This is a genomic window from Veillonella sp. CHU740 (assembly GCF_003992055.1).
GTDB lineage: Bacteria > Bacillota > Negativicutes > Veillonellales > Veillonellaceae > F0422.
Genome location: NZ_RQVD01000014.1, coordinates 1 through 26066 on the forward strand (window position 1 = coordinate 1; position 26066 = coordinate 26066).

Annotated in this window: 20 protein-coding genes and 3 riboswitches; of the genes, 1 reads left to right on the forward strand and 19 read right to left on the reverse strand. The window is 38.5% G+C overall.

Annotated elements, in window-relative coordinates:
• Positions 1-417: transposase (locus EO115_RS07505; RefSeq protein WP_164724081.1), on the forward strand; the 417-nt coding region annotated here is incomplete at its 5' end.
• 188 nt (positions 418-605) lie between these two features.
• Here EO115_RS07505 and EO115_RS07510 read toward each other — a convergent pair.
• From EO115_RS07510 to EO115_RS07595, 19 genes are all read right to left on the reverse strand, one after another.
• A complete protein-coding gene (locus tag EO115_RS07510; protein ID WP_164724082.1) occupies positions 606-4178 on the reverse strand; it encodes an autotransporter outer membrane beta-barrel domain-containing protein in 3573 nt (1190 codons plus the stop codon).
• Positions 4179-4460: 282 nt separating this feature from the next.
• Positions 4461-6197 (reverse strand): proline--tRNA ligase, encoded by a 1737-nt coding sequence (locus tag EO115_RS07515; protein ID WP_126938340.1) that lies wholly within the window; start codon positions 6195-6197, stop codon positions 4461-4463.
• Positions 6198-6216: 19 nt separating this feature from the next.
• Complete coding sequence (gene ispG, locus EO115_RS07520; RefSeq protein WP_126938341.1) at positions 6217-7293, reverse strand: flavodoxin-dependent (E)-4-hydroxy-3-methylbut-2-enyl-diphosphate synthase; 1077 nt, start codon at positions 7291-7293, stop codon at positions 6217-6219.
• A 9-nt stretch (positions 7294-7302) separates the two neighbouring features.
• The gene (gene rseP / locus EO115_RS07525) at positions 7303-8322 is read right to left on the reverse strand and encodes an RIP metalloprotease RseP (protein WP_126938342.1); all 1020 of its coding nucleotides are present in this window, start codon (positions 8320-8322) and stop codon (positions 7303-7305) included.
• Entirely contained in the window at positions 8316-9476 is a 1161-nt protein-coding gene (locus EO115_RS07530; RefSeq protein ID WP_126938343.1) for a 1-deoxy-D-xylulose-5-phosphate reductoisomerase, read from the reverse strand. Before EO115_RS07530 ends, rseP begins: the two co-directional genes overlap by 7 nt.
• 24 nt (positions 9477-9500) lie before the next feature.
• Entirely contained in the window at positions 9501-10319 is an 819-nt protein-coding gene (locus tag EO115_RS07535; protein WP_126938344.1) for a phosphatidate cytidylyltransferase, read from the reverse strand.
• A 1-nt stretch (position 10320) separates the two neighbouring features.
• Positions 10321-11088: an isoprenyl transferase gene (locus EO115_RS07540; protein WP_126938345.1), complete on the reverse strand. Its 768-nt coding sequence runs from the start codon at positions 11086-11088 to the stop codon at positions 10321-10323.
• Positions 11060-11332 carry a hypothetical protein gene (locus tag EO115_RS07545; protein ID WP_126938346.1) on the reverse strand — a complete coding sequence of 91 codons (273 nt, stop codon included), beginning with the start codon at positions 11330-11332 and terminating at the stop codon, positions 11060-11062. The genes EO115_RS07540 and EO115_RS07545 overlap by 29 nt, the downstream gene beginning before the upstream one ends.
• A complete protein-coding gene (gene frr, locus EO115_RS07550) occupies positions 11332-11892 on the reverse strand; it encodes a ribosome recycling factor (RefSeq protein ID WP_126938347.1) in 561 nt (186 codons plus the stop codon). Before frr ends, EO115_RS07545 begins: the two co-directional genes overlap by 1 nt.
• A 12-nt stretch (positions 11893-11904) precedes the next feature.
• A complete protein-coding gene (gene pyrH, locus EO115_RS07555) occupies positions 11905-12624 on the reverse strand; it encodes a UMP kinase (RefSeq protein WP_126938348.1) in 720 nt (239 codons plus the stop codon).
• 76 nt (positions 12625-12700) lie between these two features.
• A complete protein-coding gene (gene tsf, locus EO115_RS07560) occupies positions 12701-13384 on the reverse strand; it encodes a translation elongation factor Ts (RefSeq protein ID WP_126938349.1) in 684 nt (227 codons plus the stop codon).
• A gap of 122 nt (positions 13385-13506) precedes the next feature.
• Complete coding sequence (gene rpsB / locus EO115_RS07565) at positions 13507-14232, reverse strand: 30S ribosomal protein S2 (RefSeq protein ID WP_126938350.1); 726 nt, start codon at positions 14230-14232, stop codon at positions 13507-13509.
• 223 nt (positions 14233-14455) lie between these two features.
• Entirely contained in the window at positions 14456-14773 is a 318-nt protein-coding gene (locus EO115_RS07570) for a hypothetical protein (RefSeq protein ID WP_126938351.1), read from the reverse strand.
• Between the two features lie 492 nt (positions 14774-15265).
• Complete coding sequence (locus tag EO115_RS07575; RefSeq protein WP_126938352.1) at positions 15266-16102, reverse strand: Rpn family recombination-promoting nuclease/putative transposase; 837 nt, start codon at positions 16100-16102, stop codon at positions 15266-15268.
• Positions 16103-16293: 191 nt separating this feature from the next.
• Positions 16294-17598, reverse strand: coding sequence for a phosphomethylpyrimidine synthase ThiC (gene thiC, locus EO115_RS07580; protein ID WP_126938353.1), 1305 nt, complete (start codon positions 17596-17598; stop codon positions 16294-16296).
• Between the two features lie 76 nt (positions 17599-17674).
• A riboswitch (TPP riboswitch) is annotated at positions 17675-17782 on the reverse strand.
• A gap of 256 nt (positions 17783-18038) precedes the next feature.
• Positions 18039-19550 carry an S-layer homology domain-containing protein gene (locus EO115_RS07585; protein WP_126938354.1) on the reverse strand — a complete coding sequence of 504 codons (1512 nt, stop codon included), beginning with the start codon at positions 19548-19550 and terminating at the stop codon, positions 18039-18041.
• A gap of 445 nt (positions 19551-19995) precedes the next feature.
• Positions 19996-20104: riboswitch (TPP riboswitch) on the reverse strand.
• 127 nt (positions 20105-20231) lie between these two features.
• Positions 20232-21749: a putative porin gene (locus EO115_RS07590; RefSeq protein ID WP_126938355.1), complete on the reverse strand. Its 1518-nt coding sequence runs from the start codon at positions 21747-21749 to the stop codon at positions 20232-20234.
• A 182-nt stretch (positions 21750-21931) separates the two neighbouring features.
• Positions 21932-22096 carry a hypothetical protein gene (locus EO115_RS08410; protein ID WP_164724084.1) on the reverse strand — a complete coding sequence of 55 codons (165 nt, stop codon included), beginning with the start codon at positions 22094-22096 and terminating at the stop codon, positions 21932-21934.
• Positions 22096-22203: riboswitch (TPP riboswitch) on the reverse strand. It overlaps the preceding gene by 1 nt.
• Positions 22204-22337: 134 nt before the next feature.
• Positions 22338-25895 carry a YadA-like family protein gene (locus EO115_RS07595; protein WP_164724085.1) on the reverse strand — a complete coding sequence of 1186 codons (3558 nt, stop codon included), beginning with the start codon at positions 25893-25895 and terminating at the stop codon, positions 22338-22340.
• Between the last annotated feature and the right edge of the window lie 171 nt (positions 25896-26066).

A 26066-nucleotide genomic window follows, 5' to 3' on the forward strand; every position in this document is an offset into this window, starting at 1 on the left:
CGAAGGATTCTTATGAAGAACCCTGGTAAATTAACTGAAAGCGAACGAATAAAGCTGTTAGAAATATTACGTATATCCGATGACCTACGGCGTGCATATGGACTTAGATTAGCCTTTAGAAAGATATTTAAGACATACAGCATACCTAACATAGAAAGATATATACAATTATGGTTAAATACAGTAGAAAACAGTCATCTACCAGAGTTTAGTAATTTTAAAACTTCCTTTACCAGTTGGTTCCCTCAAATTGTTAATGCTTTTGTATTACCATATTCCAATGGGTTTACAGAAGGGTGTAATAATAACATTAAAGTATTAAAGAGAATCAGTTATGGATTGCGTCATTTTGATCGTTTCAGAGTTCGTATACTTCTATTAAGCAAAAAGAATAGCGCTAGCTATTTAGATAGCTAGCGCTAAGAACTTCTTATATGAGCAGCCCCCACATTTGACAAAGAGCCTGAAATAACCGCTTATTCATATGTGTTCGCAAGTGTTCGCGAATACGATGAATAAGCGGTTTTTAATGTTCTACACTATTTTAAATGTTCGTAAGTGTTCGTATAGTTTAGGTAATTTTGCCCATTTTTTGCCCATTCAAACTAAAATGTATGACGCAATCCTAAATTCAATTGCCATTGTTGTCTTACTCTATCTCTAGTAGAGGCTTGTAATTCTATATAGGCTTGCTCTGTTCTAGCCTTATTCATATACGATAACCCAATACCATACGTAATCCAATGACCTTTATAAGATACATGTAAGCGACTGCTTTCATTAAACATTACATGGCCACTACCTAAAAATTCTTTTTCATACATTAGTTTTAAATATGGGTTAAAAGATGTTCTATTAAAACGATCTACACCTGCGCGAATACCGATGCGACCTATCAAACTATGTGCCGGCTCTACTTGGGCATGGAGTCCATTGGATACCTGTATTCCATATCCATTTGTTCTTTGATAAGTAAGCTGAACTTCTGGTTCTATGAATACCCCTTTATGCTCCTCTTGTTTGACATAGATACGTCTACCCAATTCTGCTGATACTAAGTATGACATAGCATTTATATTGCTAGCTTTAACGGTCTCTTTAGAATCATTTACTAACTCAAACTGACCACTATAGCGTCTAAGTTTACCCACTAAATCTACATAGAAATCACTATCTTTATATAATCGAGTGGAATAATAGCCTATTTCAGTACCAGACATCTGTGCATGGCCTTGCTGTGCGTATACATTAGCATGTGAGCGAATCATACCAAGCATGTATCCACTATAATGGATCCATTTCTCTCTCGGATGCACCCAATCATAACCACCTTTAATCCCCCAATATCGTTGATGGTACCCAGAACCTTCAAGTCCTTCATACTTACCACTTACATACTTAGCCCACACATCATTAGACCGTTTTATGTCTTTATGAAGGTGAATCTCCCCTAAGCGTTGTACCAAGGTTTCGATGGTACCAAGTTGCATATTATACAGTAAGTGGTTGTATTGCATACTTGCTTTTGCACCAGGCGTTAGTTTGCCTTTTCCATCTTCTTCCATAGGGAATAAATACCAATTATTTTTATTCGTGTCATTAATAGGAACAATTTTAGAGTCAGTGGCTCTACCTAATGTATATAAGTACGCCCCTTTTTCAATGACAGCTTTCGCATTGTTAGGTTTTGTATCATCCGTAGGAACTGGCACGTTATTTGATTCATTTCTCAATGAGAATACAGCAGTATGGTCTTCTTCTTTTCCCAAACTCTCCACAAGTTTAAGCACTTCTGTGCCTGTAGATTTTGAATCTGACATATTGCGGAAATAAATACCATGTTCCCCTTCACTACTATGTGTAATTCGTAATAAATCAGTCTTTCCAGAACTTACGTTACCACCCATATGTAGTGTACCATTAGAACCTGTGATACTATCCACTGTCAATGTTAAAGGAACTTCTGTATCGCCGAATCTTACTTCCCCTGCATTGGATAGGTCCAATCGATTGATGTTAGAGTTATCAGTCATTTTCCAATAATTGCCACCATCTACTTTCACATGGATGTTACCAGTACCTGCGTTGTCCGCTTTGCCAATGAGATAGGAGTCCTTTGTCAATAGGTTAACATCAACTTTTCCTCCATTCGCAGCAAATACATTACCTACGATGGTTGTCGTATCCTTACCGGATACAGTAATAGTTGTATTCTTGCCACCTGCTACTAAGGCAGGGTCTGTTGGATTACCATCAATGTTTAACTTTTTATTGAAAGTAATTGTATTCGATGATGCATCACTAGTAGCTTCACCATCAGCTCTTGCAAGCACAGCTGTTTTATACTTTCCGCTACCACGCATAGTGATAGATACATCACCGTTAAAACTGGAATTCGTTTTGTTATTAGGATCGGAGTGTATTTGTGAGATGCCAGTTCCTGATCCTTCTGTATCTACCTTAATCGCTAACGACGAATCTGCATCAGAGGTTATGATTGTACCAGCTCCCGAATTCGCTTTATCTTTTTCAACTCGTATGCCATATCCATTCGCCATCGCCTCAGTGATGATACTATTGTTGCCTTTCCAATGAATGGAGTTACTACCAGCACCGGCTTTTCTCGCACTTACCAAGTTCAAGCCATAGCCGTAGGCACCTTTTGTAGTGATATTCGTAGTATCTAAGGTGACTGTATTTGTACCTTGATTCTCAGATCCTATATCAATACTTCTAGCCACGTAGTTGGATGCTGTTTTCACATCACTATGTGTAAGATTCACTGTATTTTCGCCATTCTCAGCGCTCATTTTCACACCATAGACCCACGGTTTCCCTGTAGATGTAGAATCAGTGGTAACCGTTGTATTCTGTAGGTCTACCAAGTTTTTACTAGGCGTTTCATTAGCATCGGTTGCCCCAGTTGTATCATTCAAACTAGAAGATACTTCAATGCCATAGACTTCATCTTTACCAGTGGTAGAAATGTTGTTCTTTGCACCGGAAAGGGTGATTCGATTTTCACCATGGGATTCAGCATTGACATACATGCCCCAAACAGTACCACCAGCGCTCTTTGTAACCAAATCCGTATTAGCCTTCAAATTAAACTCGGAGAAGCCATGGTTTTCTGTATCCGTATTGACATGTAATGTATCCTTTGTGTTATTCGCTGATTCATTAGTGATGGTAGATACAAAGTTCTTTCCTTCTTTTGATGCCACGTGAACACCGCCATGATAGTTCACATTAGATAAAAAGCGCATCTCTGTATCCGTATTGCCTGAGATATGACTTGTCACATTTCCATCAAAGGTAAGACTAGATCCACCTTTTTCGGCTTCAATCGTATCCTTAGTAGACACAGTGTGATACCGATTTTCCCCATTATTTTCTAGGCGGAACGCTGCCACCTCCAAATTATTTGTAGTGGACTCCATATGCATGGTCAAATCATCATGAAAATGCACATGGGATTCTCCCCCTTGATTCGTCTGTTGAAAGAATCCATTCACACGCTTTTCATAGGACTTTAAATTTCCCGGATTAATCGTTTGCGCGTGGGTATCCATAGTTACTTTCTTTAAAAAGTTCACCGTAGACACTGGCTTTGTCACGTCGTTCCCCGAACCTTCTCCAACCACTTTTACTACATTGAACATAGGATAAAATTTTCCATGATATGTTTTATGGGTCGTAACATTGAAATTTGTATTCGCATCAAAATTAAGAATCGTTTCTGAGCGATCAACCAACTTACTGTTGGAGTTATACACATGTACCCCATCTTGCCAATCAATAGAGGTGCCATCATCTACATGAATGAAATGAATCGTCCCATCCGATACTATTGTCGTTTCCGTAGTCGGTTTCGTCCGAATGTCATTGGAAGCCGTCATATTTCGATTCGTGATAATTTCATTAACCGTATTGCCGTCCTTTATATACTTACTTTTCGTCCCTAAGATAGTGCCATCAGCATACTTATACTCATACTTAATGTTTGTAGCACTATTTTCAGTAATAGTGCCACCATTCGCAGCTAATTTCTCACCGAGGGAAATCGTATCCACCGTTTTCCAATCATTTCGAGTTACCGTATCTACAGTAAAGCCTTCCCCTCTAGCTAACAAAGGAATCGCCGCCAATACTAGTAAAGCTAAATGTTTGTGTTTCATATCAATATCCCCCATCCTATGAAATAAACAACTTGAAATAAACTACCTGTAAATGAAATTATCAATCAGTTATCTTCATTCTACTCCTTTTTTATGACTTTATCTAGTTAAAATATACACTTTTCATGCTATATGACTAAATAGTATACGTATAGTTTCGCTTTTGAGTATATTGGTTTCTATAAATACACATTCTTTCCTCTTTTACCTATGACAAAACGACTCATCAAGGAATCCTCAATGAGTCGTTCTTTCTATCTCTATGCAATTAAATTTCAGGTATTACATACCATATCCATCTTTTAATAGACGTAGCAATCCTTGTACGGACGTCGTCACTTCATCGATTTTTACTGTGCTGGTAGAACCATCTTTGCGAACACGTAATTCTACTTCACCAGATTCGATGGTATTTTTACTTACTGTAATACGCACAGGATAGCCGATAAGGTCGGCATCTTTAAATTTAACACCGGCACGATCTTTACGGTCGTCCAATAGGACATCAACGCCAGCTTGTTTCATCTCTTTATACAAGCGTTCGCTCACTTCCATTAAGGCCTCATCTTTTGCATTAATTGGAACAATGACAACCTCGAATGGAGCAATGGCTACTGGCCAGATGATACCATTTTCATCATAGCTTTGTTCAATAGCAGCTGCCAATGTACGTCCTACACCGATACCATAGCAACCCATTTGGAATGGAGTTGGGCGACCGCCTTGGTTCAATACTGTGGCATTCATAGATTCAGAGTACTTCGTACCCAATTTGAATACTTGACCTACTTCAATTCCTTTGTCGATACGAAGTTGACCACCACATTTAGGGCATGGGTCATCAAGGGTAATCAAACGGATTGGTGCCACGATAATATCATCTACATTGAAATCACGGTTAGGATTGATATTGACATAATGCGCATCTGCTGTGTTAGCACCGCCACATACATTATGTAAATTCATCACTGTTTCATCCACTACAATAGCGAAGTCTTCTGATTGTGAAAGTCCCACTGGGCTAATGAAACCCGCTGTTAATCCTACATGTGCTAAATCTTCTGGGGTTGCCATTTCTGGCTCAATACCACCTTCTACAGCACGTTGTACAGCGATTTCATTCACTTCATGGTCACCACGAACGATGGCAAGAATAACTTTGCCTTCAATGTTGTAGACGACTGCTTTGATTGTTTTTTCCAATGACAATTGCAACATATCCGCTACCGCTTGAATTGATTTAGCATCTGGTGTAGATACTGTTTCCAATACCTTAGCTTCTTCTGTATCTACTTCCAATGCTTTTGGTTGGCCAATTTCAATATTAGCAGCATAGTCGCATTTTGTACAGTGAATCACATCCGCCTCACCAGACTCTGCCAATGCCATAAATTCAAAGCTGCCAGAACCACCAATAGCACCATTATCTGCCTCAACAGGTTTACATGTTAAGCCACAACGTTTGAAGATATTCGTATATGCCTCGTACATATCCCAGAAAGATTTACTCATACCTTCTTCATCGATGTCAAAGGAATAGGCATCTTTCATGATAAACTCACGGCTACGCATCAATCCATAGCGTGGACGGCGTTCATCACGATATTTATTTTGAATTTGATATAAACTCAATGGCAATTGGCGATAGGAGTTAACTTCTCCTCGTACTAGATTAGTTACCATTTCTTCGTGAGTTGGTCCTAAGCAATATTCACGGCCATGACGATCAGAAATGCGCATCATTTCTGCGCCGTACGCAGCCCAACGACCAGACTCTTCCCATAGTTCACTAGGTTGTAAAATCGGCATCATGATTTCTTGGCTATTGATAGCTTCCATTTCTTCACGGATGATTTCATTAATTTTATGAATACTGCGCCATGCTAATGGTAAATAGGTATATAAACCACCAGCCACTTTACGAACAAAGCCAGCGCGCAACATTAATTGTTGACTAATTACATCAGCATCGGATGGCATTTCACGTAATGTTGGTGCGTATAAGCGACTTGCTAACATAACATACTCCTTTATATTTCTACTTTTCTTCTAACGTTAAAAGATATTGATCGATTTCAGCAAACAAGGTATCTACTAATTCTTGTTCAGGTACCGTTTTTAGTACTTTTCCTTTTCGGAAAATGATACCTTGTCCATTCCCCCCAGCAATACCAAAATCTGCTTCTCGTGCTTCTCCTGGACCGTTAACGACACAACCCATAACAGCCACACGGATTGGTGCTTTGATAGATTTCAACCGCTCTTCCACAATATCTGCCATATTAAATAAGTTCACTTGGCATCGTCCACAAGTAGGGCATGAAATCATGGTTGCTCCAAATGTACGTAGCTCCAAAGAGCTTAAAATAGTTTTGGCTACTTCTACCTCATGGATCGGATCTCCAGTTAGAGATACACGGATTGTATCACCAATACCATCTGCTAGAAGTGTTCCTATACCAATAGCAGATTTGATCGTTCCTTGTTTAATAGTACCTGCTTCTGTAACACCTAGATGCAATGGATATGGGATTTTACTAGATAACTTACGATATGCTTCAATCATTAAAGGCACATCTGTAGCTTTAATAGAAACTTTCATTTGATCGTACTCTAAAGATTCCAGAATACGAATGTGTTCCAAAGCAGTCTCTACCATACCATCAGCTGTAGGATGTCCTCCATGAGCATTTAATACATGTTGTGGTAAGGACCCCGCATTGACACCAATTCGGATAGGAATCAATTTAGGTTTAGCTTTTTCTACGACTTTTACCACATTATCGATACTACCTATATTACCTGGGTTAATACGAAGCCCATCAATCCCACTGTCAATAGCTTGCAGTGCTAACCGATAGTCAAAATGGATATCCGCAATTAATGGAATCATCGCGCGCTCTTTAATATCTTTAATAGCTTTTGCTGCTGCCATATCTGGAACGGCTAGACGGACCAATTCACATCCTGCTGTAGCAAGACGATTAATTTCTTCAATAGATTGCTCCACTTTTATAGGGTTCGTAGTAATCATAGATTGAATACTAACTGGTGCGTGATTTCCAATATGTACGGTACCCACTTGAATACCTTTTGTCGGTTTACGTTCTATCATAGTATACCTCTAAAATAATCGTAGAATATCTTGGAATGTAGAATATACAAACACTAATAATAATAACCCTACGCCAGTCATTTGGATGTATTGTAACGCTTTTTCTGGCAATTTACGACCCGTAATACCTTCTAGGATTAACAATACTAAATGGCCACCATCCAATACTGGAATTGGCAATAGATTAATGACACCTAGATTTAAGCTTAGTAAAGCCGTAAATAACAGCAAGCTAATAAAACCATGTTGAGCCACTTGACCAGCCATTTGTGCAACCCCGATTGGACCCGCAACATCACCTTTACTATGACCTGTTACAATATTCCATAATCCTTGTAACATTTCCATAATGGTAGACCCTGTATGTGTCACTGCATATACGGCGGATTCACCTATACTGTATTGTTTTACTTCCATTAGTGGATTAATACCAATCACAGCTCTATCACCAGATTCCCGAGGAATCACTGTAGTAGAAATGATTTCACCTTTTCTATCAAGTGTAACAGATACTACATGATTGCTATGACCTTGCAAAGACTGGGTTATATCTTTCCACTCTTGAATAGATTGTCCATTAATAGTTAAAATTCTATCACCTTGTTGGATACCAGCCTCAGAAGCTGGATTTCCAGCAACAGTATCACCAATAATAGGCTCATGTGATGGCACTGTCGTACCATGAAAAGCAAAGATACAAAAATAGATAACAATAGCTAACAAAAAATTAAATGTAGCACCAGCAGCAATAACTATGAATCGTTGCCATACCGGTTTATTATTAAATCCTCGTTCTCCTGCATCTTCAGATGGGTCCATACCTGCAATTTTATTAAATCCTCCTAGAGGCAACAGGCGAATTGAATATAATGTCTCACCTTTTTGTTTTTGAATTACATTGGGACCAATACCAATAGCAAATTCATCAACACGCATGCCACAGGCTTTGGCTGTCAGAAAATGTCCTAATTCATGAATCATAACAATAACACCGAATACGAAGACAGCTCCTAGTATAGTAATTAACATGCACTTCTCCTTTGTATTTCTTTCGTAGCTTCTAATCTAGCCCATGCATCCATAGAAAGCACATCTTCAATCGATGTAGGCACACCATTGTTCATGCGACTAAGAACAGTAGAAACTATCTCATATATATGTCCATAGGTAATCTTTCCATCCAGCAATGCGTAGACAGCCATTTCATTAGCTGCATTAAATACAGCTGGTGCATAACCGCCTTCTTTCCCCACTGTGAAAGCCAATCGAAGAGCTGGAAAATCATCCCAACGAGGTGCCATGAACTGGAGGTCCAATCCCTTGGTAAAGTCTAAATGTTCCATTTGTAATGGATATCGTTTTGGGTAGGTCATTGCGTATTGAATCGGTTCTCGCATATCTGGATTTCCTAATTGTGCTAATATAGCCCCGTCTTTCATTTGAATCATAGAATGTACAATACTTTGTGGATGTACCACTACATCAATATGATCATAGTCGAAATTAAACAACCAATGCGCTTCAATGACTTCTAAACCTTTATTAAATAGAGTGGCAGAATCAATCGTAATCTTACTTCCCATGTTCCAAGTTGGATGAGCTAGACAATCCTTGGCTGTGGCTCCATAGAGGTCTTCCGATTTCCAATTACGTAAAGCACCACCTGAGGCAGTGACAATTAATTTCTCAACATTATTTCTATCTTGCCCTTCTAAACATTGAAAAATCGCACTATGCTCACTATCAATAGGCAGTATAGAAACACCATATTGTTCAGCTGCTTCTGTAATTAATGAGCCACAAGCCACTAATGTTTCTTTGTTGGCCAGTCCGATAGTCTTTTTTGCTCGAATCGCAGCCATTGTTGGCTCGATGCCTGCAGCTCCTACTACGGCTGTTACCACCATCGTTGCTTCTGGTAAAGTAGCTGCTATAGTCAAAGCTTCTTTACCACCAATAATTTCTGTAGACCCTTGATACCGTTCCTTCAATATAGCGTAGGCCTGTTCATCTACGACACCGGCCATAGCAGGCATAAACTCTGCAATTTGCTTTTCCAATAAGTCTATATTGCGATGCGTGACTAAAGCAACTACTTTAAATTGATCTGGATGTTGACGAACTACATCTAAGGTTTGTGTTCCAATAGAACCCGTAGAGCCCAAGATACTAATCGCTTTCATATAAGCCTCCCTAAGAGCTAATCATTACAGCATAAGAATATATGCCAACACTAATGGTGTCGCAAATAATACACTGTCGAATCGGTCCAATACACCACCATGACCTGGCAATACACTGCCAGAATCTTTTTTATTGGCCAATCGTTTTAACTTCGATTCAAATAAGTCGCCTAGTGGAGCCATAATACCTACAATAATACCGATACCAGTACCTAATATGGTAGGTAATCCTAGACATATAGATCCAATCCAACCTGTAAGAAGACAACCGATAAATCCGCCGATAAATCCTTCTAAGGTTTTGTTAGGACTAATATCCGGCACTATACGTCTAGAGCCCCATTTCTTGCCTACAAAATATGCAAATGTATCACTCGCCCATATAGATAATAAAAGCAACCAAATAACAGACTCTCCAAATGAAGACTGTTCTGCATAATATGTAGTATTCTTATATATTTCAGTATCACGAATCGCCATCAATGCCACGAAACCACTGGTCACATAGAGAATTCCACTCACCGTAGCACATATAGATTGTATACTTACTTTAGAATTACCAAATGTATAGAAAACTCCCAAACCTAATATAATTCCAATGGCAAAGAAAAATGCCAGTGCATATTGGCCAAATAGTAATGATCCGCACACTAAAACTACATATATGAGCCCCCATATAGGTAAGACTTTAACTTTCATATGTCTACACAAAGACCCAAATTCTACCCAACCTATGAATGCCAAAATAGACATCATCAAATTGAAGATAAACCCTCCATATGAAATGGCTATTGCCAATACTACAATACCTATCAAGGCTGTTATAAGGCGAGTTTTTAACATATTATTTCTCCTCTTTTAAACCACCAAATCTACGCTCCCTTTGTTGGTATGCATAGATAGCTTCTTCCAACACTGCCGGGGTAAAGTCTGGCCAATGTAATGGGGTAAACCAAAATTCCGCATATGCCAACTGCCATAATAGAAAATTACTAATGCGTGCATCATTGCTTGGCCGAATTAATAGGTCTACACGATCAAATTCTTGTGTATCTAAATAAGAAGAAATCAATACTTCATTAATATCATCTTCACTGAGTTTACCTTTAGCAATATCCTGAGTGATACGCTTCATCGCTCTTGTGAGCTCATCTCTTCCCCCATAGTTAATAGCTAGTTGCAAGGTAATCCCTTTATTATTTGCAGTTAATGCTTCTGATTCATGAATGATGTCTTGCAATTCAGAAGAAAGCTTTGAAATATCCCCAATAAATCGAATTCTAACTCCTTCGGCATGCATTCTCTTAACATTAGATAGTAAATATTCTTTTATAAGTGCCATTAATAGGCTAACTTCTTCTTCTGGTCGCTTCCAGTTTTCAGTAGAAAACCCATATACCGTTAAGGCTTTTACCCCAAAGCCTTGTGCAGCTTTTACTATATCCTTAAGAACTTCAGCTCCTGCGCGATGGCCCATACTGCGCGGCATACCGCGTCGTTTTGCCCAACGCCCATTTCCATCCATAATAATGGCAATATGATTAGGAATATTTGTAGGATCGATAGTCTGGGGCTCTTTATGTTTAGTTTTCTTCCATAAGTTTTTTAGCATACTGTACCTCATTCGACCGCACCACATACGACTCTGCCACATGACTGGCTACCATAGGATGGAAGAGAACAATCTCCCATATACCATCCAATACTATGACTCGGCCTACATAACATTCTTCGGAAGAAACGGAAAAGAATCGATTATAGTTCTTTTCTATTTTTGTAGTAAAAGGGATAGAGGCAGCCTGCAAAAGAGACTGTGCAAGCTGCCATGGAAATCCCAAAATTGATGTATGTTCCATTATACAGACATAACATCCTTTTCTTTTGTATCACGAAGTTCATCAATTACTTTGATTTTTTTGTCAGTCAATTTTTGAACTTGCTCTTGTCCATCTTTTGACACGTCTTCAGTAATTGTTTTCGCTTTTTCTTCTTTTTTAATTGCATCATTAGCATCACGACGAATATTGCGGATTGCAACTTTTGCATCTTCTGCTTTTTTGCTTACTACTTTTACTAATTCTTTACGACGCTCTTCCGTTAATTGCGGAATTGCTAAGCGAATAGAATCACCATCATTATTAGGGTTTAATCCTAAATCAGATGTCAAAATTGCTTTTTCAATTGCACCAATCATAGTTTTATCCCATGGTGCAATTAAAATCATACGTGGATCTGGAGCAGATACATTAGCAACTTGATTAACAGGAGTCGGCGCTCCATAATAATCTACCATCACAGAATCCAACAAAGACGTATGAGCACGACCTGTACGTACATTAGCAAATTCATGTTTTAAAGCTTCAATTGTTTTATCCATACGCGCTTCTTCGCGAGTAATAATCTCTTTAATTTCCATTAGTATCACCTTTTATTTTACGATAGTACCGATAGCTTCTCCTTTAGCAGCACGTGTAATATTGCCAGGAATATCCATACTAAACACAACGATTGGAATGTTATTATCTTTACATAACGTAGTAGATGTAGAATCCATGACTTTCAACTCTTTACTAATCACATCCATATACGTTAATTCATCAAATTTCACTGCATTAGGGTTTGTTTTTGGATCAGAGTCATATACACCATCAGCAAACTTTTTCGCCATTAAAATTGCATCAGCTTCAATTTCTGCAGCCCGTAAAGCAGCTGTTGTATCTGTAGAGAAATACGGATTGCCTGTACCTGCAGCAAAGATCACAATACGACCTTTCTCTAAATGGCGAATAGCACGACGACGAATATATGGTTCAGCTACTTCTTGCATTTCAATCGCAGTTTGAACGCGTGTCGCTACACCTGCATTTTCAAGAGCGTCTTGTAATGCAATTGCATTCATTACTGTGGCAATCATCCCCATATAATCTGCAGAAGCTCGGTCCATGCCTTTAGCACTGCCAGATAGGCCACGCCAAATATTACCACCACCTACAACGATTGCAATCTCAATACCACTTTCTTTGGAAAGTTCTGCAATTTCTTGTGCTAATGGTTCTACTACTTGTGGATTAATACCAAACCCTTGATCTCCTGCTAAAGCTTCACCACTTAGTTTTAATACGATACGTTTGAATTTACGTTCACTCATGACCTTCTCCTTATGACGCGTCTAACAAATAATTCAAAAATAAGAGAACACTTGCGGTGTTCTCTTATCTCCGTACTTATTTACCTACAGTAGCCATAACTTCTGCAACGAAATCATCTTGTTTCTTTTCGATACCTTCGCCTAAAGCATAGCGAACATAACGACGTACGTTAATGTTTTCACCGATTTTAGCGATTGCTTCATTAATCATAGCTTGTACAGTTTTTTCACCGTCTTTAATGAAAACTTGTTCTAATAGGCAGTTTTCTTTATAGAATTTTTCAACGCGACCAGCCACCATTTTTTCAAGAACTGCTTCTGGTTTTGGTTTACGGCCAGCTTTTACATCTTCTTCAGCTTCTACTTTAGCTTGTTCCATCAATACTGTTTTTTCGTGTTCGATTACGTCAGCTGGAACGTCTTCACGTTTTAAGTATGTTGGATTAGCAGCTGCGATTTGCATAGCAACATCTTTGCAAAGAGCTTGGAAATCATCAGTTTTAGCAACGAAGTCTGTTTCACAGTTAACTTCTACTAATACACCGATACGTCCGCCACCATGAATGTAAGATGCAACAACACCTTCTGCTGCAATACGGCCAGCTTTCTTAGCTGCCGCTGCCAAACCTTTTTCACGAAGGAAGTCTACTGCTTTTTGGATATCGCCATCAACTTCTACCAATGCTTTTTTAGCATCCATCATACCTGCGCCAGTCATGTCGCGTAATTCTTTTACTAAAGCTGCTGTAATTTGAGCCATGATTTTTCCTCCTACAGATAATTAAGGTAAGACCTTAGTCTTACCTTAATTTTACACCGTTATTACTTATTTATCAATTAAGACTATGTCTATATATATTGTTAAATAATGATCTAAGACAATTAAGCTTCTTCAGAAGCGCTTTCTGTACCGAATGCGTCTTGTTCACCTTGGCGACCTTCTAATACAGCGTCAGCCATTTTACCAGCTAATAATTTAACTGCACGAATTGCATCATCATTTGCTGGGATTGGGAAATCAACTTCGTCAGGATCACAGTTAGTATCTACTGTTGCAACAACAGGAATACCTAATTTTTTAGCTTCTGCGATAGCAATTTTTTCTTTTTTAGGGTCAACTACGAAAAGGGCACCTGGCATGTTAGGCATATCTTTGATACCACCAAGATATTTTTCTAATTTTTCCCATTCATGACGAAGACGAATTACTTCTTTTTTAGGTAGAACTTCGAAAGTTCCATCTTCAGCCATTTTTTCCAATTGTTTTAAACGTTTAATACGAGCTTCGATAGTTTTGAAGTTAGTCAACATACCGCCCAACCAACGTTCGTTAACGAAGAACATATTAGCACGAAGAGCTTCTTCTTTAATAGCTTCTTGAGCTTGTTTTTTAGTACCTACGAAAAGGATTGTTTTACCTTCTTGAGCTACACTGCGTAAGAAGTCATATGCTTCTTCAACTTTTTTCACAGTTTTTTGTAAGTCAATGATATAAATACCATTGCGCTCAGTGAAGATGAATTTAGCCATTTTAGGATTCCATCTTCTTGTTTGATGTCCGAAATGAACACCTGCTTCTAATAATTGTTTTAATGATACTACTGCCATCTTGGCACCTCCTGTTAAAAAACCTCCGCAACTCTCATCCCTCAGCAAACGCGAAATTGCGCACAGAACTGTTAGTCTAGTTGCGTGTGTATTCATACTTGGTTAGTATAGCATAAAATGTGGGGTGAAAGCAAGTATAGAATACCTAATCTAAAAACTTAGATTAGGTATTCTATACTCGTGTTCCATGAAGTTTAAGAACATAGGAATGCATCCCTTAGTATTATTCTGCAATTTGTACTGGCACAACAGCAGTTGATTGTTTTGTGATTACATTGCCTACTCGTTTCGGTACCACATTGTTTTCTTGTGCTCGGTACACTGATTGATTCGCTTGCACCGGTACAACCGTCGTTGTGTGTTTAAACTCTGTATTGCCTATGCGTTTGGGTACTACTGTATCACTTTGTGCTGCTTGTGCAGATGCTTTCACAGTGGATTCTAATCCTGTGTGTTGTACGCGAGTTTGAGACCAAACGGCCCCCATTACGCTAGATGTACTAATAATTGCCACTAATATTGCCATAATAAATTGTTTCATTGTATTCTCCTTGTATAACTTATATATCTTAATTCTATCGCTCAATCTATATCTATATCCTTCGATATGCTTATATGGTAACATACCTCTAATGATACTACAAGGGAATTTACAAACTATAATCATTCTTTTTTACGATAGACATGTTGCAATTATGATATAGTTCTATGCTCCTTAGAAATAATAATTCAGTTTAGCAAATTTCATTATAAGAGTTTCCATTGTTTCATCATACACCTCATACAGCCACTCTCCTCAAATCTTACTCTCATGTATACACACTAGTTTCATTACACAAAAACATAATAACTTCAAGCATAAGAATACTCTAGCTTATACGCAAAATGCATATCTCTTCTATACAAAGTAACCATTATAATCCCTAAATAAAAAAGTTGACCTAATGCGATCAACTTTTCCTAAATTGTAGATTAGATATACACGTATTAACCATATATATAATGCAATAATATTCTAGCCCCTTTCTTTCACTTAATCTCCATATGACTTCTCAATACTCTTAATCTCTTCAACAGTAAGTTCAGTCAATGAAACAATCATATCCATGGGCAGTTGTTGTTTAAGCATCCTTAGAACTATCTCTGTTTTTACTATTAAGCTACCTTCTTTTATCCCTTCTTTTATTCCTTCTTGTCTACCGGCTTCTTTTCCTTGATCCCAATAATTATAATGTTCCATCATAATCATTTTATATTCCTCCCTCCAAAGTTTAGAATGTTTAACTTCATCTACAGCTTTATCAATATCCTTTAATAATGAGTCCGTTGCACTATGACCATCTATATACTCTAAAAATCGTTGCAGCGATTTTGGTATACCTTCATTATTTCCTTTTGTACTTAGAAACAGCTTTGTAGCCCCATCCTTTAGTTCTATACTATTATTTTCGACACAAATATTTCTAAATGTATACTTTGATAGTCCACCCATAAACAAAGGAAATGTACATATAAATATGATATATGTATCATTTAAATTCACATACCTCTCACCTTTTTGTAGATGATACATATCTAACACACTCTGATAAAACCTAGTTCGTTTAACTAGTTCTTCCATATTTCTACTAGTTTGCATTTCAATATTAAAAACGGTCCCTTTCGTATCTTTGACATACACATCAAGACGAACACTTTTTGTATCTAACCGAATATCTAGCGTTTTTTCCTCTTGAATATACACAATATCTCTTATCGAAATGTTTAACAAACGCTCTAATACTCTTTTACATATATCTTTCTTTAACATAACTTTTTGAAAGATAAAATTATCTTGAAATGTAAGTTCTTCAAAGGGTTTGATATACATAAGATATACCAGCTTTCTCTGTTAATAAAATTATAACAAAACACTATAAAATAGAGCAATACTTTAAAACTATCTATTTAATTATTCGATATTGTGCGCTAAACTCCTATAAAACACTCTTAACAGTCAATAGTTCCTAACAAAGCAAAAACAGCCACCCCATCTACGGAGTTGGCTGTTTTACTTCTCATTTATAATATATCGATTTTCTCTCCCTCTAAGGCTTTATTGATACTCCGTACGGCACAGAATTTTCCACACATACTGCAAGCTTCTTTGTGTCCTTCTTCTGGAGCACGGCTTTCACGAATGCGACGTGCTTTTTCTGGGTCTAATGCCACTGCATATTGCGCTTCCCAATCAAGTTTTTGACGTGCTTCCGCCATGCGATCATCACGTTCTCTCGCATTCGGAATCCCTTTAGCAATATCTGCTGCATGAGCTGCGATTTTGAAAGCCATAATTCCTTCTTTTACATCGTTTTCATCAGGCAAAGCCAAATGTTCTGCTGGTGTCACATAACAGAGGAACGCAGCTCCATGCATAGCTGCCACAGCACCACCGATGGCTGCTGTAATATGGTCGTAACCAGGTGCAATGTCTGTCACTAATGGTCCTAGTACATAAAATGGAGCTCCATCACAAATAGTTTGTTGTACTTCCATATTGGCTTGTACCTGATTTAATGGTACGTGGCCTGGACCTTCCACCAACACTTGTACACCACGTTCACGAGCCCGTTTTGTTAACTCCCCAAGACGAACAAGCTCTTCGATTTGGCAGATATCTGTAGCATCCGCTAAACAACCTGGACGGCATGCATCTCCAAGGGAAATAGTCATATCATATTCAGCACAGATTTCTAAGATTTCATCGTAGTATTCATAGAATGGGTTTTCTTGTCCTGTCATAGACATCCAAGCAAATACTAAACTGCCACCACGGCTGACGATATTTAATTTACGTTTATGACGTTTAATCTGTTCCACTGTGTGCTGCGTAATCCCACAGTGTAATGTGACAAAGTCTACCCCATCTTCTGCATGCAGGCGAATCGTAGAAATAAAATCTTTTGCTGTCAATTCGCCTAAATCTTTTTGATGGTGAATGACACTATCGTAAATAGGAACTGTGCCAATCATAACAGGACATTCTTTCGTCAACAATCGACGGAATACACGTGTATCACCATGAGTAGATAAATCCATAATAGATTCAGCCCCTAAGGCTACTGCATGATTCACTTTTTTCATTTCTTCTTCGTAATCTGTGCAGTCTTTTGATGTACCTAAATTGACATTAATTTTTGTACGTAAAGCTTGTCCTATACCCTCAGGTTGTAAAGAAGTATGGTGTTTATTACATGGTATTGTAACATGTCCCTTTGCCACCAAATCCCGTAACACTTCAACATCCATGCTTTCTTTTTTTGCCACTACTTTCATTGCATCGGTGATAATTCCTTTTTGGGCTGCTTGCATTTGTGTGTAAAACATAAAGGCTCCTTTCTCTACAAAGGAGCCTATCGGTATTTTATAAGAAAAAGGGTATCGATAGATATATCGATACCCACATAGCTGTCTGCGTGCTTCCTACGCGGGCATGATCCCGATCAGGTCAAAAGGTCAGGTACTTATAGCCCTTTCTCAGCCTATCCCATAGGCTCCCTTGCAATCCTAAAATATTTATTCGCTTATAGTATAGCATGAAATGGTGGACTTTTATAGTAAATCGTTGTATTTTATTTTCAAAGTGGTATAAACTAGCATTCTATGTTTATTCCCCTTTATATGAATAAATGACTATCTACCTTAATAAATCTACACTTTTTTTATTTTTGAACCCTAACAACTGTGCTTATTCATCATTAGTACAAAGGATACCAATCCACTATTCTAACTAACCAAGTCCAACGAGCACACTTTCGTGTTAAACATTAGAATTGATAGTTAATTTCTCCACGGTAAAAGTTAGATAATGTATCCCCCATTTCATCTTTCGGATTTAACATAGCATATGCTTTTAAACCAACATTATTAGCGACTGCATATTTACCTTGCAAAGCCCACCCTTTATAGTTTTGATTTGCTGGCGTCCAGAATGTAGGTGCAAAAACAGGTCCTCTTTTCCCTAAAAAAATATACTGCGTTTTCACAGACCAAGTGCCACGTTTATGTGGAATGTAGTTACCATATGTAAGTCCTACAGTCCAAGCCTTATTAGATTCATTAATGTTATATTCATCATAGGCATAATTTTTAATGTTTCTAAATTTGGCAAATTCACCATCTACGAATACTTTAGAACTCAATTTAATATTTCCATAGACACCATAGAAGTCTAAATATTTATTTACCATATCAGAAGAATCAACATAAGCCATTTGTACATCCGAATTTTCAAGTATTTCACCTAAATCCATGCCATTTACTTTTGTATAGAAAGCTCCTAATTTTACATGAGAACCAAATTTACTATTTACTTGAAAAATAGCTAATTGCGCATTATTTTCATGCGATGATTTAAATAGATTAGCTTGATAGATTCGTTCTGGATAGTCTCTATCCCTACCAGTAGCAACCTTCATAGTCATATCCGGAGCATATCCAAATGTGAATGATGCATTTAATTTATCCTTACCGGCTATTATAGTTGCCCCTTCTAAAGCTCCATCATAGGTTAATCCGCCACCAATAAATGCATCATGACGTCCTACGAAGGTAGTTACATATTTTCCGAAATTATGTTGTAGATATAATCGGTCAGCGGATACATCGGTACTTTTATTAGATCCAAATTCTTTATCGCCTGTGCTTACACGAAGTACGGCTTTAGTATTATCATTGACAGTTGCGGTGAATTGCAGTCGTGCACGATATGTAAACATAGGGGGTGTAACATATGTTTTAGGTGGATTAGGCGGAGCATATTCATGTGCCGATTCTGGTCGAATTTGTCTTGTTCCATACGTTTCTGATGGTGTTTCATTATATCTATTGATATTTGTACCTAATGAATTAGCCGCAGAATATGGCTCTTCATCCAAATCATATTCAGTACGATTACGTTCAAACATTAATCGTGCATCACCATTGATTGCAATGTTACCTATCTTATTTTCTAAAATATCAGTACGTACGCCCAAGTTACTTAGTTCTGTAGAAAATTCCTTTGACAAACGGTTGATAATAACATTTTGTTCAGCATCATTACGATCTTTATGAGCTAACGCTTTTGCTAATATTTGTGCCATTTCATAACGAGTGATGTTATGTTGACCTTTAAAATATCCTTCTGGATATCCATTAATAATACCTTCTTTGGCCAATTCTGCTACTGCTTGATATGCCCAATCATCGGGAGTTACATCCGAAAATGGATTTGCGGCAAATCCTGAAGTTATACCCCATACTGATGCAGCGACTAACATTGTAAGCTGTTTTTTCATAGCTGACTCTCCCTTGTTTAAAGTAAAATTAATAAAAAATATGATGTCTAACAGATTTTATGATAAATATTCTACAAAGTTTCTACCTATACCTATACCTATACCCATGCACATTATCATCATATATTATCGTATAAATTCATGTGACATCATAACACTAATCAGCGATAAATACAATACTTTATGTACTTTTCGACGGTGTCAAGTTTTTGTTGGAAAATAAAATTGAAGTTACCGCCTCTATATTCTTTCATGACGAACTGTCGGATGATTCGTTCTTGTCAGATATCTGTAGCATATGCTAAACAATCTGGACGATAAAAGTCTACCCCATCTTCTGCATGTAGTCGAATCGCAGAAATAAAATTTTCTGCTGTTCTTTCAACACAAAGGAGCCTATCGTATTATATAACAAAAAGGGTATCGATAGTTATATCGATACCCACATAGCTGTCTGCATGCTTCCTACGCGGGCATGATCCCGATCAGGTCAAAAGGTCAGGTACTTCATAGTCCTTTCTCAGCCTATTACATAGACTCCCTTGCAAATCTAAAATATTTATTTGCTTATAGTATAGCATGAAATGATGGACTTTTATATCTTTGAAAATTTTAAACTCAAAATTATAGTATAAAATGTGGGGTGAAAGCAAGGGGTATAACCATTATTCGAATTAATGATTAGAATTGATAGTTAATTTCTCCACGGTAAAAGTTAGATAATGTATCCCCCATTTCATCTTTCGGATTTAACATAGCATGTACTTTTAAACCAACATTATTAGCGACTGCATATTTACCTTGCAAAGCCCACCCTTTATAGTTTTGGTATGCCGGTGTCCAGAATGTAGGTGCAAAGACAGGCCCTCTTTTCCCTAAATAATTATATTGTGCTTTCACAGACCAACTGCCACGTTTATCTGGAACGTAGTCACCATATGTAAGACCTACAGTCCAAGACTTGTTGGATTCTTTATAGTTATACGATTTCAAACTAACTCCCTTAATGTTTTTAAACTTAGCAAATTCACCATCTATGAATAGTTTAGAGCCCAATTTAATATTTCCATAAATGCCATAGAAGTCTAAAGATTCATTTTTTGCTTCATAATAGTCAACAAAGTAATTTCCTAGATATGTATTTTCAGTCGCTTCGCCAAAATTCATACCATTCACTTTGGTATAAAAGGTTCCTATTTTTACACGAGGACCAATTTTACTATTCAGTTGAAAAATAGCTAACTGTGCATTATCTTTATACGATGTTTTAAATAGATTACTTTGATAGATTCTTTCTGGATAACCATCAATTCTCTTACCAGTATCTACTTTAAAAGCCATATCCGGTGCGTATCCAAATGTGAATGATGCATTCAATTTGTCCTTACCCGCTATTATAGTTGCTCCTTCCAAATCCCCGTCATAGGTTAATCCACCACCAATAACAGTATCATAACGCCCTACAAAGGTAGTTACATATTTGCCGAAATTATGTTGTAGATATAATCGGTCAAAGGATATGTCGGTGCTTTTATTAGATCCAAATTCTTTATCGCCTGTGCTCACACGAAGTACGGCCTTAGTATTATCATTGACAGTTGCGGTGAATTGCAATCGTGCTCGATAGGTAAACATAGGATGGAATTCATATATTTTTATTGGATACACAAAGTTTCTTTCAGCTGAATCGTGGTCTTGTATTTGTCTTTTTCTTCTTGATGATGGCATAGTTCCTGCATTGCGTCTATAATACTCATCTGGACCTAATGGAGTGGGTTCAGATAGAGTTTCATAAAAATCATATTCAGAACGATTATGTTCAAACATCAATCGTGCATCACCATTGATTGCAAAGTTACCTATTTTACTTTCTAAAATATCAGTACGTACGCCCAAGTTACTTAGTTCTGTAGTAAATTCCTTTGACAAACGGTTGATAATAACATTTTGTTCAGCATCATTACGATCTTTATGAGCTAACGCTTTTGCTAACATTTGTGCCATTTCATAACGAGTGATGTTATGTTGACCATTAAAATATCCTTCTGGATATCCATTAATAATACCTTCTTTGGCCAATTGTGCTACTGCTTGATATGCCCAATCTTGAGGTGTTACATCTGAAAATGGATTTGCGGTAAATCCTGAAGTTATACCCAATACTGATGCAGCGACTAACATTGTAAGCTGTTTTTTCATAGCTGACTCTCCCTTGTTTAAAGTGAAATTAATAAAAAATTCATGTGACATCATAACACTAATCAGCGATAAATACAATATTTTATGTACTTTTCGACGGTGTCAAGTTTTTGTTGGAAAATAAAATTGAAGTTACCGTCTCTATATGCTTTCATGACGAACTGTCAGATGATTCGTTCTTGTCAGATATCTGTAGCATATGCTAAACAATCTGGACGATAAAAGTCTACCCCATCTTCTGCATGTAGTCGAATCGCAGAAATAAAATATTCTGCCGTTCTTTCAACATAAAGGAGCCTATCGTATTTCATAACAAAAAGGGTATCGATAGTTATATCGATACCCACATAGCTGTCTGCGTGCTTCCTACGCGGGCATGATCCCGATCAGGTCAAAAGGGCAGGTACGTATAGCCCTTTCTCAACCTATCTCATAGGCTCCCTTGCAATCCTAAATTATATTGCATCATGGTATACCATAATTCTAGATAATTTAGGAGTAGACATCTATATTTTTTTGAATTATACACTGACAGTATGAATAGATAATCTAACTATAGATTCACCTATAGTCATATCAGATGTATATTTATTTCTGACTCAACAATAATGCTGTGATTGTTTGCAATGCTTGAATTTGTTCAGTTTGCTCTTTCACTTGCTCAGCCAATGCTTGTAGTTGACCTTTCAACGTACCGTTTTCTTGTACCAATGCTTTGATTTCAGTCTTCATCACTGGCACGATAGAAATTGGTCCGTAGTGTGTATGTTTCAATGCTTTTTGTTCTTTTTCTGAAAGCGTATCCACATTAACATTGAATGTATCTGTGTCTTGGTTATACAAAGTAGATTGGTATGCATCAGATTTGGAGCGAGATCCAACTTTGAGACTAATACCTGCGTTGTACATTTTTTCAGAATGGCCTAATGCCATACCGCCATGGACTAAGATATCTTCATTTGGATAATATCCAACACCTAGAGCTGCGCCTGTGGAACCTTTAAAATGACCTACACCAGCCATGATTTGGAATTTATCGTCTGCATCAAAGGATAGTGGTTTTAAAGCTGATAACGCTGCGTTTAAAGCACCAGATGTATTTACTCTGTGACCTAGTTGATCTAACTTAGTTTCTACAGAGTCCATACGTGTATGAACTTCTTTTACTACGGCTTCGTCTACACCGCCTTTAGGGCCTTGTGGACCTACTGGGCCGGCTTCACCTGGTTCACCTTTATCTCCTTTATCTCCTTTTGGGCCTGCAACTCCATCTTTTCCATCACGTCCATTTGTGCCATTTGTTCCGTTTTGACCATTTTCGCCTTTAGGTCCTTGTGGGCCTGCTGGACCGGCTACACCTGGGTCACCTTTTTCGCCTTTTTCACCTTGAGCACCAGTTGCTCCTTGTGGACCTGCTGGACCGGCTACTCCTGGATCACCTTTTTCGCCCTTTTCGCCTTGAGCACCAGTTGCTCCTTGTGGACCTGCTGGGCCGGCTTCACCTCGTTCACCTTGGGCTCCTGTTGCACCTTGTGGACCCGCTGGGCCGGCTTCACCTCGTTCACCTTGGGCTCCTGTTGCACCTTGTGGGCCTGCTGGACCCGCTGGACCTGCTTCACCTCGTTCACCTTGTGCTCCTGTTGCACCTTGTGGGCCTGCTGGACCCGCTGGACCAGCTTCGCCTCGTTCACCTTGGGCTCCTGTTGCACCTTGTGGGCCTACTGGACCTGCTACACCTTGATCACCTTTTGGTCCTGCTGGGCCTTGTGGACCCGTTGAACCCGCTGGGCCGGCTTCACCTCGTTCACCTTGTGCTCCTGTTGCACCTTGTGGGCCTGCTGGACCCGCTGGACCTGCTTCACCTCGTTCACCTTGAGCTCCTGGGGCACCTTGTGGGCCTGTTGGACCTGCTGGACCTACTGGGCCGGCTACTCCTTGATCACCTTGATCACCTTTTGGTCCCGCTGGGCCTTGTGGGCCTGCTGGACCTGCTACTCCTTGATCACCTTGATCACCTTTTGGTCCCGCTGGGCCTTGTGGACCTACTGGGCCTGCTGGACCCGCTACACCTTGATCACCAGTTTCTCCTTTATCCCCTTTTGGTCCTTTAAAGTCAGGATCTTTCTTTAAAGCATCACGGTTCAATTCGATGGTCACATATTTTTTATTATTAGCGTCTGTTTTTTCTACAACTTTAAAGTCACTAGATTTAAAATCTAATCCTTCAATCGTTCCTGTATTTACTTTACTTCCTGGTGTAAATGCAGGAGTATCTCCAGATCCACCTGTGTAGATATTCCAGCTATTTCCACCAGTGATATTAGCCAATTTATTGTTGATTTCACTTGCTACGCTATATAATTGACTACCATTGATGGCATCTGTACTTGTCGAACTAATTAAACCTGGTGCTACGTGTTGGATACGACGTGTTTGATCAGATTTACCAACGCTGATTACACCTGTTACTGTGTTGCCACCAGCAAAGTTCAATGTATATGTCTTAGCAGATGTTCCTGTACCTAGGTTCAATGTATCAGTCGTATAGGCATTATCAGTACCTTTTGTGCTGTCCCCAGCGGTTGCTACCGTCTCTGCTTCACTACCGAGAGCCACACTTTTTGCCACATTGGCGATGGCTTTATAGCCCAAAGCAAGACTAGCTTCTTCTTTTGCTTCACTTTCATTACCGAAGGCAGCGGCATTTGTTTTCAGTGCTTTTGTACTTTTACCGATGGCAATGGTTTCAGTAGCTGTTAATCCACCATCAATGGTGTTAGCTTGTTTACCAATAGCAATATTGTCATTACCTGTAATCGAGTTGCCTGCTTCATGACCCATAGTAATGTTATCATTACCAGTAATTTTGTTACCTGCTTTGTAACCGGCTGCATAGTTATTATTACCTGTTACTTTGGTACCTGCCTCCGCACCTGCTACATAGTTACTATTACCACTAACTTTATTACCACTATAGTAACCTAATGCCGTATTAAAGTTACCAGTTATTTCTTTACCTGATTCTTTACCTAATACTACGTTACTTTCACCAGCTACCCAGCTACCTGAATTGACACCTGCTGCAAAGTTATCTTGCCCTGCAATCCATCGACCTGCACTAAAGCCCAATGCAATGTTGTGCTCCGCACCATCTACAGTACCTCCATCAGTGGTTTCCAACTCACCTTTTGCATTAATGGTATTCGTCCATCGATGGCCTACATAGTTACCAGCATTTTCCGCAAAGGCAATATTGAAATTACCAGCTACATGAGAACCTGCCGCTTTACCAAATGCCATATTATTGGATCCTTTGGATTGACCGTATCGATCTACTGCTTCAGTGGCTGCTGCATTCACAACGTATCCATCTACATCTTGACCTGCGTTCAGGCCTAAGGCAATGTTATACACACCTTTTACATTAACCCCAGAATTTTGTCCAAGGGCGATGTTGCGGCTGCCAGACATGTTGGCACCAGCATCTTGACCATAGATAAAGTTATGGTCACCAGTCACACCCTTACCAGCTGTATGACCTAATGCAAAGTTGTCGGAACCCGTCATATCTTCACCGGCATGGAATCCAAAACTTACATTTCGACTACCTTTATTATTGTAGGCAGCGTTTTCACCAAAGCTGAAATTATAGTTGCCTTCAGATTTAGAGTCTTGGGAATAGGCATTTTCACCAAAACTAAAGTTATAGTTACCAGCTGCACGACGTCCAGCTTTCTTACCGAATATATAGGCATATGTACCACTACCAGCCCAGCCGGCTCCATCACCAAGAATAAATTTATGAGTATTGGTGCCCCACATAGCTTCCCCTGCTGAGTCACCCATTAGCATAAGATACTTAGATGTACCTGTACCATTACCTGCATCATAGCCAGCACGTTCTCCTAAGACCAAACTGTAAGATGCACCAAAACTACCTCTCCCCGTGGTATTCATTATATTATTCTTCGCATTTGCATAGAACCAGACACCATCCCCTACGGTAAGGTTATTGGTATTCGTACTTGTATCCGCACCTGTCTGCGCTCCCCCAACTACTAAGTTATCCGTATCTGCGGCGAATCCCATTGTAGAAATACTTGCCAATACTAAAGCTGTCAATACTGTCAATCGTTTGTGTTGCATAACTCTTCCTTTTTCCTTCATTGTCACACGCATCATATACTCAATTGTTTTTATGTAAAACATACTCATAATTTTACCCAATCTATACTAGTAAATCAATAGGATAATGCTCATAGCTTATGCTAAAATTGCATACTTTCATCATAACATTTACACTATGTTTAATTGTTT

Excerpts from the sequence above, each read along its gene's own strand:
- EO115_RS07540 (WP_126938345.1), bottom strand. The coding sequence starts at position 11,088 with ATGCTAAAAAACTTATGGAAGAAAACTAAACATAAAGAGCCCCAGACT.
- rseP (WP_126938342.1), bottom strand. The coding sequence starts at position 8,322 with ATGTTAATTACTATACTAGGAGCTGTCTTCGTATTCGGTGTTATTGTT.
- EO115_RS07535 (WP_126938344.1), bottom strand. The coding sequence starts at position 10,319 with ATGTTAAAAACTCGCCTTATAACAGCCTTGATAGGTATTGTAGTATTG.
- EO115_RS07575 (WP_126938352.1), bottom strand. The coding sequence starts at position 16,102 with ATGTATATCAAACCCTTTGAAGAACTTACATTTCAAGATAATTTTATC.
- tsf (WP_126938349.1), bottom strand. The coding sequence starts at position 13,384 with ATGGCTCAAATTACAGCAGCTTTAGTAAAAGAATTACGCGACATGACT.
- EO115_RS07590 (WP_126938355.1), bottom strand. The coding sequence starts at position 21,749 with ATGAAAAAACAGCTTACAATGTTAGTCGCTGCATCAGTATTGGGTATA.
- EO115_RS07570 (WP_126938351.1), bottom strand. The coding sequence starts at position 14,773 with ATGAAACAATTTATTATGGCAATATTAGTGGCAATTATTAGTACATCT.
- thiC (WP_126938353.1), bottom strand. The coding sequence starts at position 17,598 with ATGTTTTACACACAAATGCAAGCAGCCCAAAAAGGAATTATCACCGAT.
- EO115_RS07510 (WP_164724082.1), bottom strand. The coding sequence starts at position 4,178 with ATGAAACACAAACATTTAGCTTTACTAGTATTGGCGGCGATTCCTTTG.
- frr (WP_126938347.1), bottom strand. The coding sequence starts at position 11,892 with ATGGAAATTAAAGAGATTATTACTCGCGAAGAAGCGCGTATGGATAAA.
- rpsB (WP_126938350.1), bottom strand. The coding sequence starts at position 14,232 with ATGGCAGTAGTATCATTAAAACAATTATTAGAAGCAGGTGTTCATTTC.
- EO115_RS07530 (WP_126938343.1), bottom strand. The coding sequence starts at position 9,476 with ATGAAAGCGATTAGTATCTTGGGCTCTACGGGTTCTATTGGAACACAA.
- ispG (WP_126938341.1), bottom strand. The coding sequence starts at position 7,293 with ATGATAGAACGTAAACCGACAAAAGGTATTCAAGTGGGTACCGTACAT.
- EO115_RS07585 (WP_126938354.1), bottom strand. The coding sequence starts at position 19,550 with ATGAAAAAACAGCTTACAATGTTAGTCGCTGCATCAGTATGGGGTATA.
- EO115_RS07595 (WP_164724085.1), bottom strand. The coding sequence starts at position 25,895 with ATGCAACACAAACGATTGACAGTATTGACAGCTTTAGTATTGGCAAGT.
- pyrH (WP_126938348.1), bottom strand. The coding sequence starts at position 12,624 with ATGAGTGAACGTAAATTCAAACGTATCGTATTAAAACTAAGTGGTGAA.
- EO115_RS07515 (WP_126938340.1), bottom strand. The coding sequence starts at position 6,197 with ATGTTAGCAAGTCGCTTATACGCACCAACATTACGTGAAATGCCATCC.
- EO115_RS07545 (WP_126938346.1), bottom strand. The coding sequence starts at position 11,332 with ATGGAACATACATCAATTTTGGGATTTCCATGGCAGCTTGCACAGTCT.